This window comes from Methanomicrobiales archaeon (assembly GCA_030019205.1).
Lineage (GTDB): Archaea > Halobacteriota > Methanomicrobia > Methanomicrobiales > JACTUA01 > JASEFH01.
This window is the reverse complement of the sequence record JASEFH010000003.1, coordinates 1-24,161: the sequence shown is the minus strand read 5'-3', so window position 1 is coordinate 24,161 and position 24,161 is coordinate 1. Positions and strand designations below refer to the sequence as shown.

The 24,161-nt window shown below is 64.6% G+C and carries 23 protein-coding genes and 3 tRNA genes; 12 read left to right on the top strand and 14 right to left on the bottom strand.

All coding sequences use genetic code 11. The features are described from left to right. Positions 1-183: 183 nt before the first annotated feature. Together mtxX and QMC96_02690 are read right to left on the bottom strand one after the other, a co-directional pair. Positions 184-924, bottom strand: coding sequence for a methanogenesis marker protein Mmp4/MtxX (gene mtxX, locus QMC96_02695; protein MDI6875662.1), 741 nt, complete (start codon positions 922-924; stop codon positions 184-186). Continuing rightward, positions 921-1,937 carry a methanogenesis marker 2 protein gene (locus QMC96_02690; GenBank protein ID MDI6875661.1) on the bottom strand — a complete coding sequence of 339 codons (1,017 nt, stop codon included), beginning with the start codon at positions 1,935-1,937 and terminating at the stop codon, positions 921-923. Before QMC96_02690 ends, mtxX begins: the two co-directional genes overlap by 4 nt. A 79-nt stretch (positions 1,938-2,016) precedes the next feature. Between QMC96_02690 and QMC96_02685 the strand changes: the two genes are divergently transcribed. Then, on the top strand, positions 2,017-3,339 hold the full coding sequence (locus QMC96_02685; GenBank protein MDI6875660.1) for a replication factor C large subunit: 1,323 nt from the start codon (positions 2,017-2,019) through the stop codon (positions 3,337-3,339). On the opposite strand, the gene QMC96_02680 is transcribed toward QMC96_02685, so the two are convergent. Then, positions 3,312-3,734 carry a UPF0146 family protein gene (locus tag QMC96_02680; GenBank protein MDI6875659.1) on the bottom strand — a complete coding sequence of 141 codons (423 nt, stop codon included), beginning with the start codon at positions 3,732-3,734 and terminating at the stop codon, positions 3,312-3,314. The two genes, QMC96_02685 and QMC96_02680, sit on opposite strands and share 28 nt — an antisense overlap. A 13-nt stretch (positions 3,735-3,747) precedes the next feature. Here QMC96_02680 and QMC96_02675 point away from each other — a divergent pair, with 13 nt between their 5' ends. Then, entirely contained in the window at positions 3,748-4,302 is a 555-nt protein-coding gene (locus QMC96_02675; GenBank protein MDI6875658.1) for an archaemetzincin family Zn-dependent metalloprotease, read from the top strand. 75 nt (positions 4,303-4,377) lie between these two features. Here QMC96_02675 and nadC read toward each other — a convergent pair whose 3' ends face one another. Genes nadC through nadX form a run of 3 tightly spaced genes read right to left on the bottom strand, consistent with a single transcriptional unit; the run spans position 4,378 to position 6,902 of the window. After that, the gene (gene nadC, locus QMC96_02670) at positions 4,378-5,229 is read right to left on the bottom strand and encodes a carboxylating nicotinate-nucleotide diphosphorylase (GenBank protein ID MDI6875657.1); all 852 of its coding nucleotides are present in this window, start codon (positions 5,227-5,229) and stop codon (positions 4,378-4,380) included. A 2-nt stretch (positions 5,230-5,231) separates the two neighbouring features. Next, on the bottom strand, positions 5,232-6,122 hold the full coding sequence (gene nadA / locus QMC96_02665; GenBank protein ID MDI6875656.1) for a quinolinate synthase NadA: 891 nt from the start codon (positions 6,120-6,122) through the stop codon (positions 5,232-5,234). Positions 6,123-6,143: 21 nt separating this feature from the next. After that, a complete protein-coding gene (nadX, locus tag QMC96_02660) occupies positions 6,144-6,902 on the bottom strand; it encodes an aspartate dehydrogenase (GenBank protein ID MDI6875655.1) in 759 nt (252 codons plus the stop codon). 295 nt (positions 6,903-7,197) lie between these two features. On the opposite strand from nadX, the gene QMC96_02655 reads away from it, so the two are divergent. Next, the gene (locus QMC96_02655; GenBank protein ID MDI6875654.1) at positions 7,198-7,749 is read left to right on the top strand and encodes a hypothetical protein; all 552 of its coding nucleotides are present in this window, start codon (positions 7,198-7,200) and stop codon (positions 7,747-7,749) included. Between the two features lie 804 nt (positions 7,750-8,553). Here the strand turns inward: QMC96_02655 and QMC96_02650 are convergent. Together QMC96_02650 and QMC96_02645 are read right to left on the bottom strand one after the other, a co-directional pair. Next, a complete protein-coding gene (locus tag QMC96_02650) occupies positions 8,554-9,030 on the bottom strand; it encodes a hypothetical protein (GenBank protein MDI6875653.1) in 477 nt (158 codons plus the stop codon). Between the two features lie 343 nt (positions 9,031-9,373). After that, a tRNA-Ile gene (locus tag QMC96_02645) sits at positions 9,374-9,447 on the bottom strand. Positions 9,448-9,556: 109 nt separating this feature from the next. Between QMC96_02645 and iorA the strand changes: the two genes are divergently transcribed. The 4 genes from iorA (at position 9,557) to QMC96_02625 (ending at position 13,214) form a co-directional block, all read left to right on the top strand. Continuing rightward, on the top strand, positions 9,557-11,332 hold the full coding sequence (gene iorA, locus QMC96_02640; GenBank protein MDI6875652.1) for an indolepyruvate ferredoxin oxidoreductase subunit alpha: 1,776 nt from the start codon (positions 9,557-9,559) through the stop codon (positions 11,330-11,332). Then, positions 11,329-11,919: an indolepyruvate oxidoreductase subunit beta gene (locus QMC96_02635; protein MDI6875651.1), complete on the top strand. Its 591-nt coding sequence runs from the start codon at positions 11,329-11,331 to the stop codon at positions 11,917-11,919. The genes iorA and QMC96_02635 overlap by 4 nt, the downstream gene beginning before the upstream one ends. Further along, the gene (locus QMC96_02630) at positions 11,916-12,641 is read left to right on the top strand and encodes a site-specific DNA-methyltransferase (GenBank protein MDI6875650.1); all 726 of its coding nucleotides are present in this window, start codon (positions 11,916-11,918) and stop codon (positions 12,639-12,641) included. The genes QMC96_02635 and QMC96_02630 overlap by 4 nt, the downstream gene beginning before the upstream one ends. 189 nt (positions 12,642-12,830) lie before the next feature. Next, complete coding sequence (locus QMC96_02625) at positions 12,831-13,214, top strand: CopG family transcriptional regulator (protein ID MDI6875649.1); 384 nt, start codon at positions 12,831-12,833, stop codon at positions 13,212-13,214. A 99-nt stretch (positions 13,215-13,313) separates the two neighbouring features. Here the strand turns inward: QMC96_02625 and QMC96_02620 are convergent. From QMC96_02620 to QMC96_02610, 3 genes are all read right to left on the bottom strand, one after another. Further along, positions 13,314-13,398: transfer RNA gene (locus tag QMC96_02620), tRNA-Ser, on the bottom strand. A 67-nt stretch (positions 13,399-13,465) separates the two neighbouring features. Beyond that, positions 13,466-14,377 carry an RNA-guided pseudouridylation complex pseudouridine synthase subunit Cbf5 gene (locus QMC96_02615; protein MDI6875648.1) on the bottom strand — a complete coding sequence of 304 codons (912 nt, stop codon included), beginning with the start codon at positions 14,375-14,377 and terminating at the stop codon, positions 13,466-13,468. Next, positions 14,374-15,057 (bottom strand): uroporphyrinogen-III synthase, encoded by a 684-nt coding sequence (locus QMC96_02610; GenBank protein MDI6875647.1) that lies wholly within the window; start codon positions 15,055-15,057, stop codon positions 14,374-14,376. The genes QMC96_02615 and QMC96_02610 overlap by 4 nt, the downstream gene beginning before the upstream one ends. A gap of 286 nt (positions 15,058-15,343) precedes the next feature. Between QMC96_02610 and QMC96_02605 the strand changes: the two genes are divergently transcribed. Beyond that, on the top strand, positions 15,344-16,555 hold the full coding sequence (locus tag QMC96_02605; GenBank protein ID MDI6875646.1) for a tripartite tricarboxylate transporter permease: 1,212 nt from the start codon (positions 15,344-15,346) through the stop codon (positions 16,553-16,555). Here QMC96_02605 and QMC96_02600 read toward each other — a convergent pair. Next, a complete protein-coding gene (locus tag QMC96_02600; protein MDI6875645.1) occupies positions 16,552-17,490 on the bottom strand; it encodes a sodium:calcium antiporter in 939 nt (312 codons plus the stop codon). The genes QMC96_02605 and QMC96_02600 overlap by 4 nt on opposite strands. Before the next feature lie 59 nt (positions 17,491-17,549). Here QMC96_02600 and QMC96_02595 point away from each other — a divergent pair, with 59 nt between their 5' ends. The 3 genes from QMC96_02595 to QMC96_02585 are packed head-to-tail and all read left to right on the top strand — an operon-like array spanning position 17,550 to position 19,743. Then, positions 17,550-18,416 (top strand): RNA-processing protein, encoded by an 867-nt coding sequence (locus tag QMC96_02595; protein MDI6875644.1) that lies wholly within the window; start codon positions 17,550-17,552, stop codon positions 18,414-18,416. Then, positions 18,413-19,015: a fibrillarin-like rRNA/tRNA 2'-O-methyltransferase gene (locus QMC96_02590; GenBank protein ID MDI6875643.1), complete on the top strand. Its 603-nt coding sequence runs from the start codon at positions 18,413-18,415 to the stop codon at positions 19,013-19,015. The genes QMC96_02595 and QMC96_02590 overlap by 4 nt, the downstream gene beginning before the upstream one ends. A 23-nt stretch (positions 19,016-19,038) precedes the next feature. Then, complete coding sequence (locus QMC96_02585; GenBank protein MDI6875642.1) at positions 19,039-19,743, top strand: DUF1614 domain-containing protein; 705 nt, start codon at positions 19,039-19,041, stop codon at positions 19,741-19,743. A gap of 58 nt (positions 19,744-19,801) precedes the next feature. On the opposite strand, the gene QMC96_02580 is transcribed toward QMC96_02585, so the two are convergent. Together QMC96_02580 and QMC96_02575 are read right to left on the bottom strand one after the other, a co-directional pair. Continuing rightward, a tRNA-Gln gene (locus QMC96_02580) sits at positions 19,802-19,874 on the bottom strand. 78 nt (positions 19,875-19,952) lie between these two features. Beyond that, positions 19,953-20,672 (bottom strand): thymidylate synthase, encoded by a 720-nt coding sequence (locus QMC96_02575; GenBank protein ID MDI6875641.1) that lies wholly within the window; start codon positions 20,670-20,672, stop codon positions 19,953-19,955. 917 nt (positions 20,673-21,589) lie between these two features. On the opposite strand from QMC96_02575, the gene QMC96_02570 reads away from it, so the two are divergent. Next, on the top strand, positions 21,590-23,998 hold the full coding sequence (locus QMC96_02570; protein MDI6875640.1) for an MEMAR_RS02690 family S-layer glycoprotein: 2,409 nt from the start codon (positions 21,590-21,592) through the stop codon (positions 23,996-23,998). Positions 23,999-24,161: the final 163 nt, after the last annotated feature.

The following is a 24,161-nucleotide window of genomic DNA, read 5'->3' as shown; positions in this document are numbered from 1 at the left end:
CCTCAAAACAAGGTATATCAATTAGTATAAATACCTTTCGTCGTTTCCTCGATAATTTAGGATTCTATCACACGATAGAGCAACATATGGGCACAGGATCGTGGAAGGAACGAAATTTGTCGTTGAAAAATTCCGGGCCCTTTTCACGGCTTTTTCTAAGTAACAGCAGCAAAATGAAGATATTTATGTTTTGGCCAGTGATGCTGCGAGCAATAGGGCATTCCTGTAGTCCGGCGAGGCGCGCGAGGTATCGACAAAAATTCTGTCGATATTCACCACGGGCGCCCCGTGCCCCTTCCCCCCGCCGAGGAAGGTGAGGGTGCGGAAGATGAGGTTCCCGCTGATCCCGTCGGGGGCGATGATCAGCCCGCACTCCCCGATCGCATCTTCGATCAGGATCTCCCAGGGTTCCGCCTGAGCCAGGCGGGCGACAAGTTCGGCGTCCGCCAGGCTCCGATCGACGGCGGGATGCCGCCCGGCATCCCCGTACCGCCCGCCGGCGAGCACGGCGACCCGCTCGGTCAGCCCGAACCTCCGCGCAATCTCCTTGCCCTTCTCGATCAGCTCGAGCTTGCCCGCGACCGTCCACCCCTCGTCCACCCCGACCGGCGCCAGCAGGAACCGCTTTCCCGCCGCGGTCTCCAGCAGGGCGACGCGGGAGAGGTGATCGACCCCGCATGCACGTTTCAGCGCTCGCAGCGTGGCGTTTGCCGGCAGAGTGCCGCGGACAGCCGCGTGTATCCTCCCCTCGACCAGATCCAGCACGAGTTCCTCTTCCGGGTTCTCGCTCCGCAACAGCGGAACGTCCTCGGCGGCCTGAAAATTCTCCGGGCAGTAGCAGACCACGTCCAGCCGGTCCAGCACGGACCGCACGCTGGACAGAACCTTCTCCGGTTCGGTGAGAACGCCGATTCCCACGATCATGGCAGAGCAGCACCCGCCCTGGTGAAGAGCCGCATGATTCCATCCTTCTCCAGATCGAATACGGAGGTCGCCCGTCCGCGGTACCGGATCGTGAGGTTTCTGCTCCCGTCCACCCTGCCGATGGGGCGGGCGGTGATACCGACGCCGGCAAACCGCCTGCAGACCTCCTCCACGTGCTCGTCCCGGGCGGTGAGCACGAACCCCATGCCGGGGTACATGCGCACCCAGTGCTCGAAGGTGATCCCGTGCCTGGCGAGATCCGGGCGGGGGATCGCGTCGATCTCGATCACGGCGCCCTTGTTGCTCACCTCGAGCAGCATGCCCAGGGTGCCGAGGACGCCGGGGTTGCTGATATCCTTGCCCGCCGTCAGCAGGTGCTCCTCCCCCAGCCTCTGGAGGAGCCCGATCTGCGCCCGCACCTGGTCGGGCGGCTTCATCGTCACGGAGTCCCAGTTCAGGGCACAGGAGGGGTGAACCCTGCCCCCCAGGTCGACGGCGGCGATCACCCGATCGCCGTCCCGGGCGGTGCTGCTGTAGATGATCGAATCCAGCCGGGCCGAACCCAGAATCGCCACATCGATGACGCTGTAGGGGGTATCGGGATGGAGATGCCCGCCAACGATGGGGACCCCGAACTGAGCCGAGGCCTCCAGCATCCCGCGGGTGACCATCTCCCGGATCCGCTCGTCGGATGCCGAGAGGACGTCCACGACCGCGATCGGTCTGCCGCCCATGGCGGCGATGTCGTGGATGTTCACGAGAATGGAGCAGTAGCCGGCCCAGACGGGATCGACCTCCATCAGCTGGCTCCAGATCCCGTCGGCCGCGAGGAGGAGAGCTTCGGATCCATGCTCGATTACGGCTGCGTCCTCCCCGAACGAGGCGATAACGTTGACGTCGGGGGAGTCGATCCGCAGCGACTGGATCATCTGGCCGATGGCGTGTTTTCTCGTCACACCGACATACTCCCGCACCGCCTTTGCAACAGAATCAATGGAGCAGTGATCCACCAATATACCACCAAACGTTAGTCCTTTAGGTAATCATCCTTCATGAGAGATAATTTATTTGATTACCGGCCAAACCCTGTATGTGGACTGGGCTGAAGAGTACCGCCCGATTCGGCTGCAGGACGTCGTTGGAAACGGGCCTGCACTGCGGCAGATGGTGGAATGGGCGCAGAACTGGAGCCCGAACAGCAAGCCGCTCCTCCTCTACGGCAAGCCCGGTACGGGCAAGACCTCGAGCGCCCATGCCCTGGCGCACGACATGGGCTGGGACGTGGTCGAGCTGAACGCCAGCGATCAGAGGACGAAGAGCGCAATCGAGCAGATCGCCGGCAGCTCCAGCGTGACGAGGAGTCTGAGCGGAGCGTCCCGCAAGCTGATCCTGCTCGACGAGGCCGATGACCTCCATGGCACTGCCGACCGCGGCGGGGCGAAGGCGATCCTGGATCTCTTCAAGACCACGCGTCAGCCCGTCATCCTCATCGCGAACGATATCTACTCGGTTCCCGCGGAGCTGAAATCCCGCTGCGATCTGATCCAGTTCCGCGCCATCCAGGCACGCTCCATGCTGCCCCGGCTCAAGGCGATCGCCATCCAGAAGAAGGTGCGGTGCTCGGATGCCGCCCTGAAGGAGATCGCCGAGAGCGCCGGCGGGGACATGCGGGCCGGTATCAACATGCTCTACGCCGCCGCCGTAGGGCGGGACAGCATCGCCGACTGCGATATCGCCAGTTCCAGCAAAGACGCGCGATCCTCCATCTTCGACCTCATCAGTTCCGTATTCCACGGGCGGAGGGATGCGGACCTGATCCAGCAGTCCCGCGAGATTGACGAGACGCCGGACGTGATCGAGCAATGGGTCGAGGGGAACCTGGAGCAGCTGCGCGATCGGGGCGCGCTCGGGCGCGCCTACCGATACCTCTCCCGTGCCGACGAGCTGATCGGGCTCACCCTGCGGCGGCAGTACTACATCCTGTGGCGGTACGCCAGCGCCATTATGCTCTTCGGGACGTCGCTTGCGGCGGGCGGACAGGGCATCCACTCGCGGATCCAGCCTCCTGCCCGCTGGAGAAGGATGGGCACTTCGAAGCGGCAGAAGGCAGTGCGGGGGACCCTGTTCAGGAAGATCGCAGAGCGGGCGCACATCCCGCAGGGCATCCTCCGCGAACGCTACCTCACCCCCCTGACGCTCCTGATCGAGAGGAGCCCCGAAGGGTTCGCCGCATCCCTGGACCTGGATGCGGACGAGCTGAACTTCTTCCTGAACGACAGGACGCGGGCAGCGGCGATCGTCAAGGGGATCGCCGGAACGACCCGCGCCGGGGAGAGGGCAAAGGCTCCCGAGAAGCAGAAAGAGGAGAAGAAGGCGCCGGCGAAGAGTCAGTCTTCCCTGTTCGACGGGTTCTGACGGCGGTGGTAGCGGTGGAGCAGCACGCCGCAGTCCACCCGTTCGCCGCCGTCGGCGTAGGTCTCGAATCCGAGATGGTAGACCAAAAGATCGCTGTCGACGTCCCGGGCAAGGGCGATCATCGGCGGAACCATCTCGATGCCCGGGCGGATGGAGTAGAGGAGCTCCGCCCCGCGGTAGAGCTCCCGGCGGGGGCTGAACACGTCGTCCACGCAGGTCGGCAGCCCTTCGTGCGGCGGGATGGAGCGGATATCGGTGCAGAGGATGCGGACGCCCCGCTCCGCGCAGAGGAGTGCGGCGGTGACGTTCCTGCCCGCGCCGATCTCGACGGCGCTGCGGTAATTCCTGCTTATATAATCGCCGATCAGGAACTCAATACGTTTATAGGGGCGCATTACTAACCGTATGATGATGGGCATCAAAATGCTTTGGGACACCACGGCCGCTCCCGGGCTGGCGCTGCCGGTCGCCAGGACCGTCGCGGCCATGGTCGATATGCCCGTTTTCGTGGAGGAGAACCGCCTCCTGCTGAACGGATATGACAACGACAGAAAGCAGTACGATGCCCGGGCGATCCTGGATCGGCTTTTTCTGCAGAAGCGCCGCCTGAAGACGGACGATCCGCTCCTCCTGGTGGTGCAGCACGACCTCTTCGACCAGGGGTCCGACTTCGTCTTCGGACTGGCACGCGCATCGGCGGGTACGGCCGTCGTCTCGGCGCTGCGGCTGGACAACCGCTACTACGGGCGGGTGGAGTCCGATCCCGATCTGGTGGAGCGGATCGCCAAAGAGAGCGCCCACGAGATCGGGCACCTGGAAGGGCTGGACCACTGCGCTGATCCCGAGTGCATCATGTTCCCCCCGAGGACCCTGGACGAACTGGACCGCAAGCGGAAGGTGTTCTGCCACCCCTGCCGGGAGCGGCTCGCAGGGCTGCGGCGGAGACGGATCCGCGCCCCATGACGGAGGCGGGACCCGGCGGGGAATCCGCGTGGATCCCCCGGAGGACAGCAGGACCGGATGGCGCGATCGCCCCGCCTACAGCCGGAAGGACTTCGCGCCTTTCAGGACTTCCAGACAGACGTCGAAGTTCCTCACGCTGTGCGTGAGGGCGCCCATGCTGATGACGTCCACGTCCAGGCGGGCGAACCTGTCGAAGTTGGACGCGTCGATGCCGCCGGAGACTTCGAGCACGATCCGCCGCCGGAGGTCCCGCTGCCCGAGGTCCGCGATCGTCCTCTCCACCGCTTCCGGGGGCATATTGTCGAGCATCACGATATCGGCGCCGGCGAGGGCGGCGGAGACTGCCTCTTCGGGCTGATTCACCTCCACCTCGACTTTCCTGTAGAGGGATGCTCTCTTCGCTCTCCGCACCGCCTCCTCGAGGGGCAGGATCGCCAGATGGGTGTCCTTGATCAGGATCGCGTCCGAGAGGGAGATGCGGTGGGGCTCTCCGCCGCCCAGAACGACCGCCTTCTTGTCGAGGATCCGCAGCCCCGGGCACGTCTTCCGGGTGGCCGCCACCCGCACCCGCGGGTTGAGCGCCCGCGCCCGCTCGACGAAGCGGTGCGTCTCCGTGGCGATGCCGCTCATCCTCCCGATCAGGTTCAGCGCGGTCCTCTCCACGAGAAAGATGGCTGCCGCGTCCCCCGACAATTCCAGCAGCGGCTGGTCCGCGGAGACTTCGCTCCCGTCCGGGCAGGTCCGCTGCACCTCGACGCCGAAGTGGGAGAAGAGCGCTGCAGACTCCTCCGTGCCCGCGACGATCCCCTTCTGCCGCGCGAGGATCGCTGCCCTGATCGGCCTCCCGCGGACGAGAACCTCGGAGGTGACGTCGCCGGCCGGTGCATCCTCGGCGATGAAGCGCAGGAGGTCGTCGATGGGGATCATGGTCATCGGCTTACGGACACCATGCGCTCGATCGCCCCGCGAGCGCGGTCCATGACCTCGCGGGGGAGCGTGACCTCGAAGACCTCATCGCGGAGCGAGCGGCGCAGATCCTCGAGCGTGGTCTTCTTCATGTCGTAGCAGATCGCCCCCTCCTTGGCGACGAAGGTCCTGTCGGGGAAGAGCGTCCGCAGCCGGTACGTCATCTCCCGCTCGGTGAAGACGGACCACACCTCGTGCATGCGGGCGAGGCGGGTCATGCCTCCCGTCGACGCGACGTAGTCGGAGAGTGCCTGGACCGCGGGATCGCACTCCGGGTGGCAGACGATCGTCCGCCCTGCAGCCCGCGCCTCCCCGACATCCTCCACCGTGAACTGCGTGTGGACATAGCAGTGCCCTCCGGGGGGGATGGGGATGATCCGCTTCTCCGGAACCTGTTTCTGCACGTAGGCGGCGAGGTTCGCATCCGGCGCAAAGATCACGTCCCGCGCTTCCAGCGACCGCACGACCGCCACCGCATTGGCGGAGGTGCAGGTCACGTCCGCGAGCGCCTTCGCCTCGGCGGTGCTGTTCACGTAGACGACGACCGCGGCTTCCGGAAACGCAGCTCTCGCCTCCCGGAGCATCTCCGCCGTGAGCATGTGGGCGAGGGGGCAGGTTGCCTCCCGCACCGGAATGAGCACCTTCCTGTCGGGATTGAGAATCTTGGCGGTCTCCGCCATGAAATCGACCCCGCAGACGACCAGGATGTCTGCGGTCGCCTCCCGTGCACGGATCGCGAGCTCCAGACTGTCGCCCACCACATCGGCGTTCTCCTGGATCTCGGGGAGCTGATAGTTGTGGGCGAGCACGACGGCTCTTTTGGCCTTCTTCAGATCCTGTATCTCCGTATCCATGGTCAGATCCCGGTCCCGCGCTCAGGTTCCCACGACGAGGGGCTCATCCAGATTCTTCAGGAGCGTGAGGATGGAGAGGGCGGCCATATAGCTGGTGGCGGGATTCTCGGGGCTCGGCACGTTGTTCACCCGGATGTAGATGTCGCCGAATTCGCCCTCGGCGAAGATCTCGTGGATGTTGCGCTCCACCGCGGGATCCACCCATATCTCGACTTCCGCCTGCCGCCCGGCGGCAAGACCCAGCGCCACGGCCACGTTGATGTTTCTTGGAAACTGGCGGATGCAGTCGTTGGCGGTGCCTTTGAAGATCAGCATCCGTTCGCCGGCATCGATCCGGAGCGACTGCGGGCTCTTGGTCGTGCGGAGAAGGAGCCGCCGCAGGTTCGAGATCTGCCCGATCTTGAGGTTGTCGAGGCCGACGATCGCGCCGCTCGGGATGCGGACCCTCCGCCCGCACCTGCGGGCGGTCTCCGCCAGGCGCTCTGCATACTCCGCATCCGCAAGGGCGCCGACGGAGAGGATGACGATATCCTTGCCGTGCTCCAGCACCCTCTCGCCGTAGCACCGCACGGCCCCGACGGACGCGGCCTCTACAACGATGTCGAACTCCCCCGATACAAACGACTCGAAGTCCCGGAAGGCTGTGCCCCCGTACCGGGCAGCGAGATCGCGCGCTCTCTCCTCCACCTTGTCATAGAGCGCAGCAATCTCGAAGCCATCCTGGTGCTGGGCGATGATCTGCCCGACGTTGCCGCATCCGAGCAACCCAACCCGTTTCATTCAAGCTCACTCGTATCCCGGTAAAAATCACCGTCTCTCCCGCACGAGAGAAGAACTGGATCAGTCATTTCCCGTACGAATAGTAAAAACTTTTGGAGTTGCGAGAAACGGGCCGCACCACGACGGACAGAAGGCGTTTTCAGCTGCACGACGCCCGCCGGGGATCGCTTCCGGATGTAGGGGGTTTTCGCGGTGGTGCAGGGGCATGCGCCGTGCGGATGCCCCCGGGCTGTCCCCGCGTGGCTGCGGCCTGAAGCATAGGGATATATCCCCGCGGGGATATATCCTCTACGATATGCCAGAGGAGGACGTCAACGAGCAGATCGAGAGGGGGTTTGCGCTCATCCAGCAGAAGATCGAAGATCTCGAGGGGAGGAAGGAGGAGTATTCGCGGGAGCTCCAGGGGAAGGATTCTCTCCTGCTCGAGAGAATGGCAACGCTGGCCGTTCCCGTGGTGCGGCGGATCGGCATCAACATGCTGGACAGGGGAAAAGTGGATCAAAAGGGGGAGATCTACGACGCGCAGTACCACAGGCAGAAGATGATCGTCCTCGGCAAGGTCGAGCCGGACACCTACCGTCCGGACGATGCCACCAGGAAGATCCAGGACCAGTTCTGCGTTCTCGGAGAGGACGGCCATCTCTACGAAGTGATGTACAGTTCCGACGGGTTTCGCATCGACTCCTACCTGAATCCCATCGCACCGGCAGACGTGCTCGCCATCTACGGTGTCGAGATCATGTTCATGCTCTACCGTGCCATGAACGACTATCTCGAGGGGCAGCGGGACCTCGTGGACTGTCTGGGGCAGACGCTGGCGTTCCTCCGGATGAGTCAGAAGAAGTGACCCGCCACGGTCCCCCCCATCCTCCGTCGCCCCGATTCCCGCCGCCGCACCGGGAGATGTCCCGCATCGCTCCCGGGATCCAGCAGGGCGGTTTCACCCCCGTGCAGCGCCGTCCCCATCGAACCCGGATGCCGGGTCTGTCCTGATGAGAGTCCCCCGGAAAATTTGGTTGCCGCCGCCATGCCCGCGGACCGGATGCCATCTTCCGCCGGATGATCCGGGCACCGGGTGGTTCTCCCCCTGTGCTCCCCCTCCCCCACCACGAATCCGAAGGGTTACTATCCGGAGGCCGCATTCATGCTCATGACTGCGGGTTTCGAACTGTATCGCGAACGGGGGATGGCGCAGGCATGGGGGGTGAGGGGAGCGCACGCCCCTCCCGGTGCGATGGGGGCGGGGACGGGTGCGGACTGAACCGCCATCCCGGGCATGACCCGCCCTCAAGGCCTCGCGCCGCAGGGTATCGGGCTGTGCCGTGATCGTGCAGGACCCGGCTGAACCAACGGAAATCCGGATCACAATCGTGGATGAGAGAATCCGGCTCTTGAGAAGATCTCTCCGATGTCCTGCTGCATGGACATCGCGGACAACTTATCGACGATCGGGATCCTCCCCGCAGCCCTGCAAGAGCTGCCCACCCCCGGGGAGGGGGAATCGTGCGATACGCCTTTATCGGATGCTGATAGACGGCTCGGAGCCCCTCCGTCGCATGACGGGGCGGCTCCCGCTCCCGGAGACCACCCGAGAGCCGTTCCCATGCTCACGCTCGGGATTTCGGCAGGGCCCAACATTCCCTGCCCAGCCCTACTTCCTCCCGAAGATGGGAATGAGCGGCTGGAGGAGATCCTCTTCCGTCGGTTCCAGCGCGGAGAGGCGATTGGTGTTCATGTACTTCCGTCCCTGCTCGTTCTCGTAGCGTACGACCGCTTTTGCCTCCGAGACCATGTGGGGGAGGGCGAACACGTACCGGGCATCCACGTCCAGCGGGGGTACGTCGAACTCCACATCCAGCGGCACGAGCGCCACGTGGATGTTGACCGCCCGTGCGTTGCCGCCGTTGGTCACCGTGACGCCTTTTGCATCGGGATTCAGCCGCGCACTGACATTGGGGAGGTTGGTGGTCTCCTGCATGATGCGGACGGACATGGTCAGGACAGCAAGGAGGATCGCCAGGATGAAACCGATGAAGCCGAGGGGATTGCCGGAGAAGAAAAGCCAGACGGAGACGGCAGTGACGAGAATGAGAAGCATGAAAAGGATCGATTGCAGTCTCTTGCTCATATTCGTCATTCGCTCCGGAGAGATATAAAAAGAGCGGGAGCCCGCACCTGCCTTTTTTCCCGGGAAGGCATTCTCGAAGCCTGCGAGCGTATTCGGGGGTGTTGGGCGCCGGTCCCCGGGATGCAGCCGCCCCGATGCCTCCCGCCGTTTGGGCTGCATCCCCGCATGCGTCGAAGAGACGCCGGCGCGGGATGCGACCCCGCTCCCGAGTCAGAGAGGGGGCAGGCGGGAACCTCACGGTTCCCCCCTGTGCAGCCGATCGCCCCCGGGATGCGGGGCAAACGAGGCTCGATCCTCGACGGCGGGCGGAGTCCCGCCCTGCAAGCGTGTCGAAGGAGAAGAGTGGGCCCGGTGAGATTCGGACTCACGACCTCCCGGTTATCAGCCGGGCGCACCACCTGGCTATGCTACGGGCCCGTTCGCAGCAATGTGCTCTATACCGTTGGACACAGGGTCTCTTATAGATTATGAATGGTCCTCTACCATTACATTAAAAGAGGATGATCGATGTACAGACTCTGTACGTATGGAGACGCGATACCTGCTGGGCAACGAGGCGATTGCCCATGCGTGCCTTGAAGCCGGCGTCGATTTCGCGAGCGGATACCCGGGCACACCGTCGTCGGAGGTGATCGACGCACTGCGGATGCAGAAGGAGCGCACGTTCCACATCGAGTGGTCGGTGAACGAGAAGGTCGCATTCGAGAATGCCCTTGCCGCCGCCTGGTGCGGGCAGCGGGCGCTCTGCACCATGAAGCACGTGGGGCTGAACGTCGCCGCCGATCCGCTGATGACCAGCGCGTACACGGGCGTGACCGGCGGATTCGTGGTGATGAGCGCGGACGACCCCTTCGCCCACAGCTCCCAGAACGAGCAGGACAGCCGCTGCTACGCGAAATTCGCGCAGATTCCCTGCCTCGACCCGGCAAACCCGCAGGAGGCCCACGATATGGCCGCCGATGCGTTCGCTCTCTCCGAGGAGCTCCGGCTGCCGGTCCTCTTCCGCCCCACAACGCGCATCTGCCACTCGAAGAGCGACGTCGCGCTCGGCGACGTGAGCGGGGAGCACCGGAAGGGGTCGTTCCAGAGGGATCCTCGGCAGTACGTGGTGATCCCCGCCCACACTCGCGCACTCCATCAGAAGCTGGTCGAGAAGCAGCCGCAGGTGAGGCAGGCGCTGGCGGACCGCGGATACAACCGCTGCATCGTCCGCGGGAAGACCGCCGTGATCGCGAGCGGGATCGCTGCTGCCTACGTCCAGGAGGTGCTTCCCGACGACGTCTCCTTCCTGCAGATCGGCGCCTACCCGATCGATCCCGAGTGGCTCCGGGGGTTCGTCGAACGGCACGACGATGTGCTGGTGGTCGAGGAGCTGCACCCTGTCGTGGAGGAGGAGGTGCGGCAGGTCGCCGGCGCGGTTCCCGTGCACGGCAAGATGGACGGCGCCGTCCCCTATACCGGGGAGCTCTCCCCGGCGGCGGTGGCGGCGATCCTGGCGAGGCGGGGCTACATCCGATCCCCGCCCTTCCCGGAGGCCGCCGCACCGCCGGCTCCCGACGTCCCGCCGCGCCCGCCGATCCTGTGTGCGGGGTGCATGCATCGCGCCACCTTCCACGCGATCCGCAGGGTCTTCCGCGACGCGATCTACCCGAGCGATATCGGTTGCTACACCCTGGGTCTCCAGCTGGGCGCCGTCGACACCACCATCTGCATGGGGGCGTCGATCAGCGTTGGTTCGGGGATGAACCTCAGCGGTGAACCCCGCGACGTGGTCTGCACCATCGGGGATTCGACGTTTCTCCACGCGGGGATCCCGGCGCTCCTCAATGCCGTCTACAGCGGGGCGAACATGACGGTGGTGATCCTGGACAACCGCATCACGGCGATGACCGGGCACCAGCCGAACCCGGTGACGGGAGTCACCGCGATGGGCGAGGATCGCGTGCCGGTCTCGCTCGATGCGATCTGCAGGGCATGCGGTGTCTCCTTCGTGGAGACGGTGGACCCTTACGATCTCACGGCGACGATGGACGTGCTGAAGCAGGCGAAGGCGAGATCGGGCGTGAAGGTGGTCATCGCCCGCCAGCCGTGCGTGATCTCCGCCCGCCGGAGCGGCATACAGCGGAAGCCGTATGCGGTGCAGGAAGACCTCTGCAGCGGCTGCCGGGTCTGTGTCCGTTTCGGGTGCCCCGCGATCGAGTTCGTCGGCGGGAAGGCCTCCATCACGGAACTCTGCGGGGGGTGCGGGGTCTGCGCCGATCTCTGCCCCGCGGGCGCCATCGGGAGGGAGGGGCGGCGATGAGGGGGAGCTTCGACATCCTGATCGTGGGCGTCGGCGGGCAGGGGATCATCCTCACATCCAACATCCTGGGCGAGGCCTGCCTGCTTGAGGGGCGGCACGTCAAGGGGGCGGAGACGCATGGCATGGCCCAGCGCGGGGGATCGGTGGAGAGCCATATCCGCATCGACGGTGTATACGGCCCCCTGATCCCGCCCGGAAGCGCCGATCTCCTGATCGCCCTCGACATGCTCGAGGGGCTCCGTTACCGCCACTACCTGCGCGGGGGCGGGACTCTGGTGGCGAGCCGGAGCATCGTCGTCCCCACGTCGGTCTTCGTGCAGGAGCTGCCGTTGCCGACGGCGGAGACGGTGCAGGAGCGGCTCCCGGATGCCTGCCTGGTGGATGCGGCGGCCCTGGCGCGGGAGGCCGGCAGCCCCCTCGCCCAGAACGTGGTGATGCTCGGCGCCGCCTCGCCCTTCATCCCGCTCTCCGAGAGCGCGATGATCGAGGGGGTGCGGCGGTGCGTGCCGAAGAAGAGCACGGACGTGAACCTCCGCGCGTTCCAGCTCGGGCGGGATGCGTGCGGGGAGTGCAGAACGGGCGTATGAGCGACTGCGTCGGCAGGTTCCCCCTCGATACCGTCTGCCAGGGGGATGCCCTCGCGCTCCTGCCGGAACTGCCTGAAGCCTCGGTGGACCTGATCGTCACCGATCCTCCGTTCGCCATCGACTTCCGCGACCAGAGGAACAACTACAACCGCACCGGGGCCCGTGTCCTCCCGGGATACCGGGAGATCGGCACGGCGGAGTACGGGGAGTTCACCGGAGCCTGGATGCGGGAGGCGTTCCGCGTGCTGCGGGAGACGGGCAGCCTGTACGTCTTCTCCGGGTGGAACCACCTGAAGGAGATCCTGACGGCGCTGGATGCCAGCGGCTTCACCACGGTGAACCACCTCATCTGGAAGTACCAGTTCGGGGTGTTCACCCGCCGCAAGTACGTGACCAGCCACTACCACATCCTCTTCGCCGTGAAGGACCGCAGGAGGTACTACTTCAACAAGGTGGAGCACTATCCCGAGGATGTCTGGGTGGTCAACCGCGAGTACTGGACAGGAAGGATCAAGACGCCGACCAAACTGCCCCTGCAGCTCGTGGAGCGGATCCTGCCGTTCTCCAGCCGGGCCGGGGACCTCGTGCTGGATCCCTTCCTCGGTTCCGGGACGGTGGCGGTGGCGGCGAAGCGCATGGGGCGGCATTACCTGGGCTTCGAGATCGTGCCGGAGTACTGCGATCTCGCGCGAGAGCGGCTGGAGAACGGCGGACCGCCGTAGCGGGAACACTTCTCCGTCCCCAGCACCGCGAGCAGACCATGGCGGTGCACCGTAGTTCTGAAACCGCACCACGCTGGTGCACCTGCACCTTTGCATGCACCGTCCCTTAGCCGGATTGTCTGCCTTCCGGGCCTTTTTTCCCGGTTCCGGCATCGATGGGGATTCCCGATGGGATCTCGAAGAGGAAAGGTGATAAACGGAGCATTGAAGAACCACTCCGGGACCACCATGCGATTCAGCATCAGCATCCCCGATGATGAGGTCACCGTCATTGACGAGGAGGCCCGAAAATCGAACCTCTCCCGCTCGGAATGGATCCACCGCGCGGTGCACCAGGTGCTCACCGCGGGTGCACCAGCTGCACCACCGCCTGCACCGCTTCCCGAACCCGGCGAGCTGGAGGTCATGAAAGTGCAGCTTGCGGAGAGGGATCTCATGATCACCGAGTTGAAGCGGGACAAGACCTGGCTGCAGGGGCAGCTGGCCCTCTTGAACGAGCGGCTGCCTCCCCTGCTGTCGCCGCCGAAAGAATCCCTCTGGGAAAAGATCGCTTTCTGGAGGCGGGCAGGATAAGCCCGGGTCCAGTACTGGATGGGCACTCCCCCGAATATCGGTCAGGTGCGACCCCAACACGGCGCAACCGATCCGATACCGTCCTCCTGAAAAATGGAGCGCTGAGGGAGGGAATTGAACCCTCGTGGGGCAAAACGCCCCACAGGCTCTCCAGGCCTGCGCCTTACCGCTAGACTACCTCAGCAAAAATGCATCTATACCATTGGGCGGGGGCTTTCTTAATGCTATCTCTCGCGGATACGGGCGCTCGTTCAGCGGCCCGCCCTCTCCCCGCGGGTTCTCCATCCGCGGGCGTAGGTGCCGGGCCGCATCATCACGGCACGGGGCTGCACCACGAGCCCGGGCGCACCGGGCGTGAATGCCGATGCATCCACCAGCGCCGTGCCGAGGGCGACGAACTCCCCCCTCCGGCTGAAGATCGCCACGGCATCCCCCTTCCCGAAGGGATCCGCCTGCACCACGCCTACAGCGGCGAGCGCCGCGCCGTGGCAGATCGCGTCCACGGCCGTATCCCGCACGACCACCTTCGGGATGCCCGCGGCGGCGGTCTCCACCGGCAGGATCATCGCGTCGAGAGCGGTTCGGTCCCCCCCGCGGGCGTACACGGCGGCATCCTGGAGATCGTGGAGGGTGTGGCTGGCATCCTCCGTGTAGGAGCCCGAGCGGGTCCTCCTCAGCTCCTGCATGTGCGCCCCCACGCCGAGGGCGAGCCCCATGTGGTGGCAGAGGAGGCGGATGTAGGTGCCGGCATCGCAGGCAACGCGGAAGAGCACCGATCTGCCCTCCCTGTCCAGGATCTCGATGCTGTGGATGGTGCGGATCCGCAGGTTCCGCTTCACCGCGCTCTTCCGGGGAGGGCGCTGGTAGATCCGCCCTGTGAACTCCCGCGCGACCGCCTCCACCCGATCCTGCGGGACGTCGCCGTGCAGCCGCATGCAGCAGACGTACTCCTTGTCGCTGGAGAGCAGCAGCGGCGCCAGACGCACGGCCGGGCCGATCATGACGACCAGCACGCCCGAGACCTGCGGGTCCAGGGTTCCGGCGTGCCCCACGGGAGCGCCGAGGATATCGGCGGCCCAGGCGGCCACCTGGTGGCTGGTCGGCCCGCGGGGTTTGTCCAGGATCAGGATGCCCGCATCCGCCAGACGGTCGCCCTCCTTCATCGCTTCTCCCCGGCGCGTTCCGCGAGTGCGCGGAGCGTTCCCCGGATCGACCCGTCCCCGACGACCGCCGGTTCTATCCCGCGCTCCCGCATCGCCTCCGCCGTCCGCTCCCCGATCGCCATGAGCAGCAGGCCCTCGCGGCGGTCCCAGACCGCTTCCCGGAAGGACAGGGCGCTCGTGAAGAGCAGGGCGTCCGCACCCGCCAGGTCGAGGGGGACGCCGCTCTTCTGCAGGGAGTAGCAGCGCACCTCCTCGGCAGAGCCCCCCGCGGCGGCGATCGCCTCCAGCAGTGCGGGGTTCGGGATATCGGCGCGGGGTATGCCGACGCGCCGCCCCCGGAGCCAGCTCCCGACGAAGGGCACGAAATCGCGGGAGTAGAAGGACGGCAGCATCTCGGCGTCCACCCCCGCCTCCGCCAGAGCCCGGGCGGTCTGGGGTCCGATCGCGATGATCCGGATCCGCCGGGCGAGCAGGGGGGCGATCAGGCGGGCCGGAAGGGCGCTCGTGAAGAAGATGCCGTCGTACTCCCCGCGGTTCGCCGCGTCCGCAAACGCCCGGATCCTGTCGGGGTACACCTCCGCGGTCAGCGGCGAGACCGTGTAGCACTCGTGCCCGTACCGTCTGCAGAGATCGGAATCCCGGCTCTCCTTGCCGGGAACGCGGGTGATTGCAATCCTCATCCAAGATTCTATTCCCTCCGGGGATGATGACTGTATCTGTTGCCGGCGTGTGCGGCCCCGATCGCCCGATGTGACCCATCCTGCATGCATCCCCGATCGCCGGATCCCCCTCTCCGGGGTACCGTGCGACAGCCACGCAGGGGGGCTTTGAACCCCGATAGCCTCTCACCCCCCGGGCGATAGCGGGGGAGGTCTCGCCCCCTCCCGCGGGAATGCCGGCGCCCTCCGGGAATCTCAAGCTCGAAAATCCCACTATTTAATAGAACTCCTGCACACCTCTCTTTCGATGTGGGCCATCCTCCTCGGGACGCTTGCGGGCGTCGCCCTCGGGACCGTCAGCGGGCTCGTCCCCGGCATCCACGCCAACACCATGGCCGGCATACTCCTGGCCCTGGATGCCGCGCTGATCCCGATCCTGGGGGTGGAGCCCCTGGCCGCGGCGATGTTTGCCGCCCTGATCGCGCACAGCTTCCTGGACATCGTCCCCAGCACCTTCCTCGGCGTGCCGGATGCCGATACCGCGATCGCGGTGCTGCCGGCCCATGCACTCTGCCTCGCGGGGGAGGGGATCCAGGCGGTGCGGCTCTCGGCGCTCGGGAGCGCCCTCGGGGTGGCGATCGCCGTCCCCCTCTCGCTCGTCTTCTCCCTCGTCCTCCCCCTGGCCCAGCCGTTCCTGGACTGGGGCATCGGGATCCTCTTAATCGCCGTCGCCGGCTACCTGATCGTCGTCTCCGAGGCCCCGGGCTGGTCGTTCGGCGTCTTCATCGCATCCGGGGCGCTGGGGGTGTTCGCGTTCCAGAACGCCCACCTATCCTGGAACACCGTCGGGGACATGACCATTCTGATGCCGCTGCTCTCGGGGCTCTTCGGGCTGTCCGTCCTCCTCTTCTCCACCAGCGCCCCGATCCCGGAGCAGCGCCATACGCCCATCCCCCTGGGAGATCGCGAGATCGGCAGGATCTCCCTCATGGGCACGATCGCCGGTGCGCTGGTGGGCTGGCTGCCCGGGCTCTCCAACGCCACCGCGAACGCGCTCCTGGCCCCCGTCGTCGGCTACGATTCGGACGGGCGCTCCTACATCGTCGCCACCAGCGCCGCCAACACCGCCAATGCCATCCTGGGGCTCTCCGCCCTCTATGCCATCGCGCGGACGCGAAACGGCGTGATGGTGGCGATCGCATCCCACGATCTCCCGCCCTTCTGGCTGCTCCTCTTCTGCGGCGTCCTGGCTGCCTGCATCGCCTACCTCCTCACCCTGCGGCTCTCCCGACATGCGGTCTGGCTCAACGGCCTGAATGCGAGAAGGCTCAATTTCGGCGTCATCGGGGTGATCGCGATCCTCTCCCTGGCGCTCTGCGGACCCTTCGGCCTGTTCGTCCTGATCCTGGCCACCGCGATCGGCGTGGCTCCGCCCCTGGCGAACGTCCGGCGGGTATTCTGCATGGGCGCCGTGATGCTCCCCATCATCCTCCAATCCCTGGGATTCGGATTCCTCTAGCCCAGACGGACCAGCCCGAACATCGAACCGATATAGAGCCCGTAGAGGATCAGGAGCCCCGATGCCCAGAGGCGGGTCGCGACCCGCCGCCCGATGAAGAGGGGGAGAACGAGAAGCGCGAAGATCGGGACGGCCGCAACCTCCAGAGGCGATTCTATGGGGATGGAACGGATGAACGTGCCAGTCCCCATCACGAAGAGGAGGTTGTAGATGTTCGCCCCCATGATGTTCCCGACCGAGATCTCCCCTTCCCGCCGGAGCACACCGGTGAGGGCGGTGAAGAGTTCGGGGAGGGAGGTTCCGACGGCAACGAGACTGATCCCGATGACGAACTCGCTGATGCCAAACCCGCGGGCGATGGAGACGGCACTCTCGACGACCAGGTAGGAACCGGCGATCACCCCGAGGAGCCCCCCCGCCGTGTAGACGTAATCCATGCGCCCGTGACCGCCGAGGATGTAGACGATGTGCCTGCGGGTGCTCCAGAGCCGCCACAGGATGAGAACGAAGGCCGCCAGGAGCACGACGCCGGCGCGGACGTCGAACTGCCCCCGGAGGGCCAGAAGGCCGAACAGGATCGATGCCCCGAACATGAGCAGCCACTCGTTCGACCAGGGTATGCTTCCCCCGGTCCGCACCGCCTCCGGCCGCACGATGGCGCAGAGACTCAGGACGAGGGCGAGGTTCGCCACGCAGCTGCCCAGCACGTTGCCCACGGTCACCTCGGGAGTATCGAGAAGGAGTGCATCGATGTTCACGACGAACTCCGGAAGCGTGGTGCCGAAGGACAGGATGATGAAGGCCAGCAGAGTCTTGGAGACCTGCAGGCGCGTCGCAAGACCGCTTCCGCCGCGCACGATGAAGTCCGCTCCCGTTCCGAGGAGGAGGAGCCCGACGGAGAAGACGAAGAACGGGGCGACGGGATGCCAGGCCATCCGGAGAGCATCGTGCCGCTCTCTATAGATATTTAACTCCTCACCTCCCGCTAAGTAGTGTGACGCGGCGCTACTGGTTCGGGGATGTCGCGAACGGCGAGTGCGTCTCCTGCGCCTGCATCCGCAGGGATGCGGAAGGATGGGGCGGCTGGCTCGCCTCGATCCGCACGGACATGGAGACTTTCACTCCTCTGGACTGGACGGCGGCCCGGGACTGCGGCTGCGTGCGGGACCGGGAGGACTATATCCGGCAGGTCCGCGCCATCTGCATCCAGATCGCAGAGGCGAAGATCGCCGCGTACTACCGGAACCGCGACGTGGAGCTCGTGCAGATGGTGCGGACGCTCGACGAGCTCGACCGCGCCATCAACCTCCTCTCGGAGCGTGCGCTGGAGTGGTACCGGGTGCGGAACCCGAAGTCCAGCCGGAAGCTGCAGCCCTCGCAGGCGGGGAAGGCGCTCGCGCGGATCCAGGACGCCCCCCAGCCGCTGCTGGCGGTCCTGCAGGAGATCGAGCGCCTGCACGCGGCCCGCTCCGTGCTGGTGCAGGAGGTTGCCGCCACGGCGGAGACCGTGCTGCCCAATACGAGCGCCCTCGTCGGCGGGCTGGTCGCCGCCCGCCTGACCGCCCGTGCCGGCAGCCTCGAGGCGTTGATACGGCTTCCCGCCAGCACCATCCAGGTGCTCGGCGCCGGAAAGGCCCTCTTCGCGCACCTGCGGGCAGCCGCCCCGCCCCCGAAGCATGGCATCCTCTACCAGCACCGCCGGGTGCACAACGCTCCGCGGGCGGTGCGGGGGCGGGTGGCGCGTGTGCTCGCCGCGCAGGTGGCGATCGCCGCGCGGCTGGACTACTACCGTTCGGCACCGGTCCCCGAGTTCCTCGCAGAAGCCAACCGCAGAGTCGATGCGGCCGGGAGGCGGGCATGATCTGGATCGACGGCGTGCTGGTATCCCCCGGCAGAGGAGGGGCTTTCGGGGGGCGGATGCTGCAGGGCCACCGCATCTGGGACCCCTACCGCAGCAAACTCTCCGCTCTCTACCACCTGGGGAAAGGGGTGGACCTGCAGCCGGAGATGCGGGTGCTCTACCTCGGCGCGGCGCACGGCACCACGGTCTCCCACGTGGCCGGCTATGTCGATACGGTGTACGCCGTGGAGATCGCCCCCCGCCCCATGCAGGAGCTGCTGGAGGTCGCCCGCGCGAGGAGCAACATCGTACCCATCCTCGCGGACGCCGCCCGCCCGGAGGAGTACGCCCCGCTGGTGGAGGGTGTCGACCTGATCTACCAGGACGTGGCCCATCCCGACCAGACCCGGATCGCCCTGCGGAACCGTCCGTTCCTGAAGGAGGGCGGGCGGCTGATCCTGATGCTGAAGACGCGGAGCGTGGATGTCTCCGCCCCGCCGGAGACGGTCGCGGCGAGGGCCGCGGATGCGCTCGGGGCCCGGTACGCGATCCTCGCCTCGACCTGGCTCGTTCCTTACCACAGGGACCATGCGGCCTTCGTCTGCGAAGCACTGAAATAGGCCGGCCGCCATCCGGTAGGATAATGCCCCGGATCGTATCCAACCCGTTCACCATCCTGATGCTCTTCCTGCTGTTCATCGTCCTTCTCCTGATCTTTCCCCTCCTGCTGCTGGGTGTCATCGGGGCGGCGTTCGCCAAACTGGGTTTCACCTGGTTCGAGGTGCTCCTGATCCTCTTCCTGACCCTGATCGGGAGTTTCATCAACATCCCCGTCAGCACCGTGGAGAGCGAACCGCCGACCATCTACCAGTACTACTCCCCCTTCTTCGGGAGGATCTACCGGATCCCGGCGCCCTCCCAGACGACCACGATCGCCATCAACGTCGGGGGAGCCCTGATCCCGCTCGCGATATCGCTCTACCTGGTCTACTCCGCCGCGATCGCCGGCGGGGAGCATGGACTGCTGATCCTGCTCGCCGCCGGCGTCGCCGCCATCACCCTGCTCACGAGGTCGATCGCCCGCCCGGTCCGCGGGCTCGGGATCGTGACCCCGTTCTTCATCCCCCCGCTCGGGGCCGCCCTCGCCGGCATCCTCCTCAACGGGGGGTTCGGGGTGAACGCCGCGGTGATCGCCTACGTCAGCGGCACGTTCGGGACCCTGATCGGGGCCGACCTGCTCAACCTGCGGCGCATCCGGGAGCTCGGGGCGCCCATGGTCTCGATCGGCGGGGCCGGCACCTTCGACGGTATCTTCCTCACCGGCGTGATCGCGGCGTTCCTCGCGTGAGGGCGACCGTCCGCAGGATGCAACGGTCTTCTCGCGAACCGGGAGACGAAAAGAAGAGTAGCCCGGAGCAGATTCGAACTGCTGTCGCGGGATCCAGAGCCCCGCATGATTGACCGCTACACTACCGGGCTGCGCGTATACATGTTGATTCTCCAACCTCTTTAAAGTGATCGCCCTGTCCTGCCGCGGGGACGCGGCGGCCCTGCCGTTCAGGGGGCTCTTGCGCACCGCCGGCAGGCGGCGCAGACCTCTTCGACGGGCTGGATCTCCGCTCCCCGGCAGCAGAACGCCTCGATATCGTTCAGGTCCCGCTTGTAGTAGACGTGCGGCACGAGGGAGACATGGGTGTAGGAGCCGATCTCCGCACCCAGGCGGGAGGCGATCGACTGCTGGAGGCGCACCAGCGCGTACATGTTGGCCCCGGCGGCGCTCAGCATGTCGTTGGAGCGGAAGACGACTTTCATCTGCAGCCGTCCGCTGCGGAGGAGGCACTGGACCAGCTGGAGGCAGGGGCAGTCGTCCAGGTGCTCGTCGATGAGCGGGTTCCAGGTGATCGCGATCGCCCGGCGGCTGCTGGGCGCCGACTGAAGCTTCTTTACGATGTAGTCGATCTGGTCGATGTGGACCTCGCTCCCCCCCGCACGGAGCCGTTCCCCCCAGTCGAAGAGCCGCCCGTGGTAGTCGTACTCGAACCGGGCCACCGAGCCGTTGAGCAGGTGGTCGGCATACTGGTCCAGGAACCGCCGCTGGAAGCGGGAGCGGGAGCTTCCGAGAGGCTCGGTGAGCGGGGCGTCAACCTGCATCGCCAGCTCCTCGAACTCCACCGTCGCCTCGTCGTCCTCCGTCTCCAGCACCCAGCCCTTCTCCAGCACCATCTTGACCGCCAGCTCGTGGGCCCGGGCGATGCTGGGGGCCCGAATGATTCGCATGCCGGAGTAGTTGTGCGGGATGGCTTATAGCAGTAGGTATTCCTCTTCGACGCCGCCAGAGAGCATCTGCGGGGCGGTTCATGCGAAACGGTTCGATTGGAGATCAATCCGCCCTGTTTCCCCTGTGCATTTTATCGATCTCGATCGCAACAGACGGTCATTTGGATCATTCTTCCCACTTTGCGGGGGCGAGGCCTTCACGATCGAGAGAACGCAGGCACCGAGCGGTTCTCTGGAGAAAAGCGATGGCAGATTACAGGATTCATGCCTATCGCACTTAGGGGTAGGGGGTGCGCCCCCCGCTTGCGATAACCCCCCGGGAATACAATAATTCCCTATCCCGGGAGGCGGGACTGTTCGAGGCCACTCTGTCAATCCATTCTTTTGCTCCCCAATTCGGTTCTATCGCACGAAAGGGAGGGGGCCCCATTGTCCCACCCCCTGCTGGTGCAATATACGGGAGGAGAGAGATAGACGAGCGGGGGTCGGAGCCTCATTGCATTTTGTGGATTCGGAAAGGTCCGCACACGCCACATGCCGAATTCGTGTATGGACTGTCTGCACCCGTATTCCTGTCTCTCTGCCGGGACCATTCGCGGTTGCAGGCGCTCTATATATAATCGGCCCCATGCACCCCCGGCCGGCCCTGGTTTAATAGTGGAAGCCAATACCATGGAAATGCGAACCAGCAACTATTCAAGCAGCGGCCTCGTAATTTCCATTGCAGGAATTTCCAGCCCATTCATGGGGCGGGACCTGCACGCAAATTTCAACCACAAAAGATATATTAAGCGTTTCACAAATATTGGACATATATTCCGTAAAACGGAGTATAGGGCACGGTGAAGACGTATTCGACACACGTCGAATATCGTCGGGCGCCGTGCTCCAGAATACCAATGTTAAGGAGGAATTGAATGAAGAGTACGACGAAGTTGATGGTCGTCGCCCTGATGGTCGTTCTGACGGCAGCGCTGGCATCACCAGTAGCGGCGCTTCGTGCAGACAAGACTAATGTCAGTTCAGGCGACACCATCTTCGTATACGAAGACGATCTGAACTTCGACTTCGATGTAACGGAATTCCGTTACTACCCGAATGGAGTAAATGAGGCTCCGACCGAGTTCATTCAGGTTGCAGATGCTAATGCATTCGATGTCAGTGCATCTGCATTCCCGGATGTCGGAACCGCTGGACGCCTCTATTATGCCGTCAACAACGGGGTCGTAACCAATAACACCGTTATTGTCAGAGTTCCATCCCTTACCTTCAGCGCGGTAATCGATGATGCGAGGGATATCGACTCCGTGAACGGGCAGACGGTCTCCAGGGCAACCAACCTGTCCTTCAAGATCGGTAGCAATGTGCCGGCTGCATTCAGTCCCGCTACTGCTAGCTACAATGTAACTGTAGAGGTTACAACCCCCAACGGCGGTAAACTCACCACATTCGGTGGCCAGAGCATGTCACAGGTTGATCTGACCGGTTCTACAACGAAGATCGAGCCGATTGTTCTCAGCAACGTCGCTGCGGGCACTTACACGGTTCTTGCTAAGTGGGCAGATGACAGTGCAGGCCCAGGTACGACTCCAGCAAACGATCTCTACAGGGAAGCTCCGGACTCCAACACCATCTCGTTCACCGTCTCGACCAAGGCAATCAGCATCGAGTCCAACAAGGAGACTGTCGTTCGTGGCAACAACTTCGTGACCACGATCAGCGGCGAGAGCAACCACCCGTACTTCGTGTACGTCCAGTCGGCCGGAGTGACCAGTCCCAACACCTACCCGCTGATCCTCGATGGACAGTCCGGGGTCGTCATTCAGACGTCTCTGCCAGACTATATCACAAATGAGGCAAACGCCACTAACACAATGGCACGCGTTACTACAACTGCAGGCGGCACCCGCCCCATCGAGTGGAACACCACTACGTCGACCAAGGATACGACCTACACCATCAGAGTGGTTGATGCCGCAGAAGGCGTAACAACCCGCGCTGACGACACCGTCAGGGTCCGGGTCGAGAAGGGCAGAGTCACCATCACCCCAGAGGGCACCGGTGCATTCTACCTCGGCGAGGAGATCACCCTGAGCGGTACTAACACCGAGAGCGACAATGTCTACCTCTTCATGACCGGCCCCAACCTGGCAACCAATGGCGTCCCGCTGACGAACATCTCTGTGGCAACAACCACCGATGACGAAGGAACGTTCACGGTCGATGACGTCGAAGCCGACGATACATGGGAGTTCAAGTGGAACACGGGCACCATCGAGGGAGGCCTGCTGGATGCCGGAACCTACACGATCTATGCAGCATCCGATGCGGTGAACAAGGCTGATATTACTCGGGCCCAGTATGCAATCGCTTCCATCCAGCTACGGAAGGGTTTCGTTACCGCCACGGTGAGCACCCAGGTGGTTGCCCAGGGCGATGACCTGACCATCACCGGTACGGCAGAAGGTAAACCCGACAACCTGAACATCTGGATCTTCGGCAGGAACTTCCGCCAACTGACGACTACGGACGTTGAGGACGACGGTACCTACGAGTTCGAGCTCGACACCACCGATACCATGTCCACGGGCCAGTACTTCGTGGTTGTCCAGCACCCCATGGGCAATGGTATTCCGGATATCACCGCCAACTTCACAACCGGAAATAACGTACGGGCAATCTTCGGTAACTCGGCCGGTACGGCTCCGAACTTCGGTCCGGTCTTCCTGAGTGGACTGCAGGCATCCGACGCGGCCCAGGCACTGATCGACGCTCTCAACTCGGCGAACGTGGACGACACCTACACGCGGCTCACGTTCCTGATCGAGGCGCCCTGGATCACCATCGACCCCGTCGGTGACCACCAGGTAGGCGACACCTTCACCATCACCGGTACGACCAACCTCGCAGAGGGCGACCAGCTCCTGGTCGAGATCCAGTCCGCCGCCTTCTCCCCAACCGAGAAGACCGTAACGGACGGATTCAGCGGTCAGACCGGCACGGTTGAAGTCCAGAAGGGCGACGCGGTCAACACCTGGTCCTTCGAAGTGGATGCATCCACCTTCCGCCCCGACCAGTACATCGTGACCGTCGAGTCCATCGAGGCAGCCGCGGCCAGCACCTCCACGACATTCAACATCGTCGAGAGGACGACAACGCCCACGCCCACGGCGACGACCCCGGTCGCAACCACCCCGCCCGCCGAGACCACCACTGTACCGCCAACCACCCCCGCGACCCCTGTCCCGACCCAGCCCGGGTTCGGTGCCCTGATCGCTCTGGTGGGCCTTGGCGCTGTGGCGTTCCTGGTGCTGCGGAGACACTAATCCCAACCTTTTTATCGCTTCGAAGTTTCCAGCACTGTTCTCCGATCTCTGGGGCAGTTTATTCAGCGAAGTTCAGTTTTAATATCATCCAATAGGGATGGCATGTTCCAGGCTGCGATTCCGCGGGCCCTGCTAATCTAGAATTTCACATAACCGATTGGAA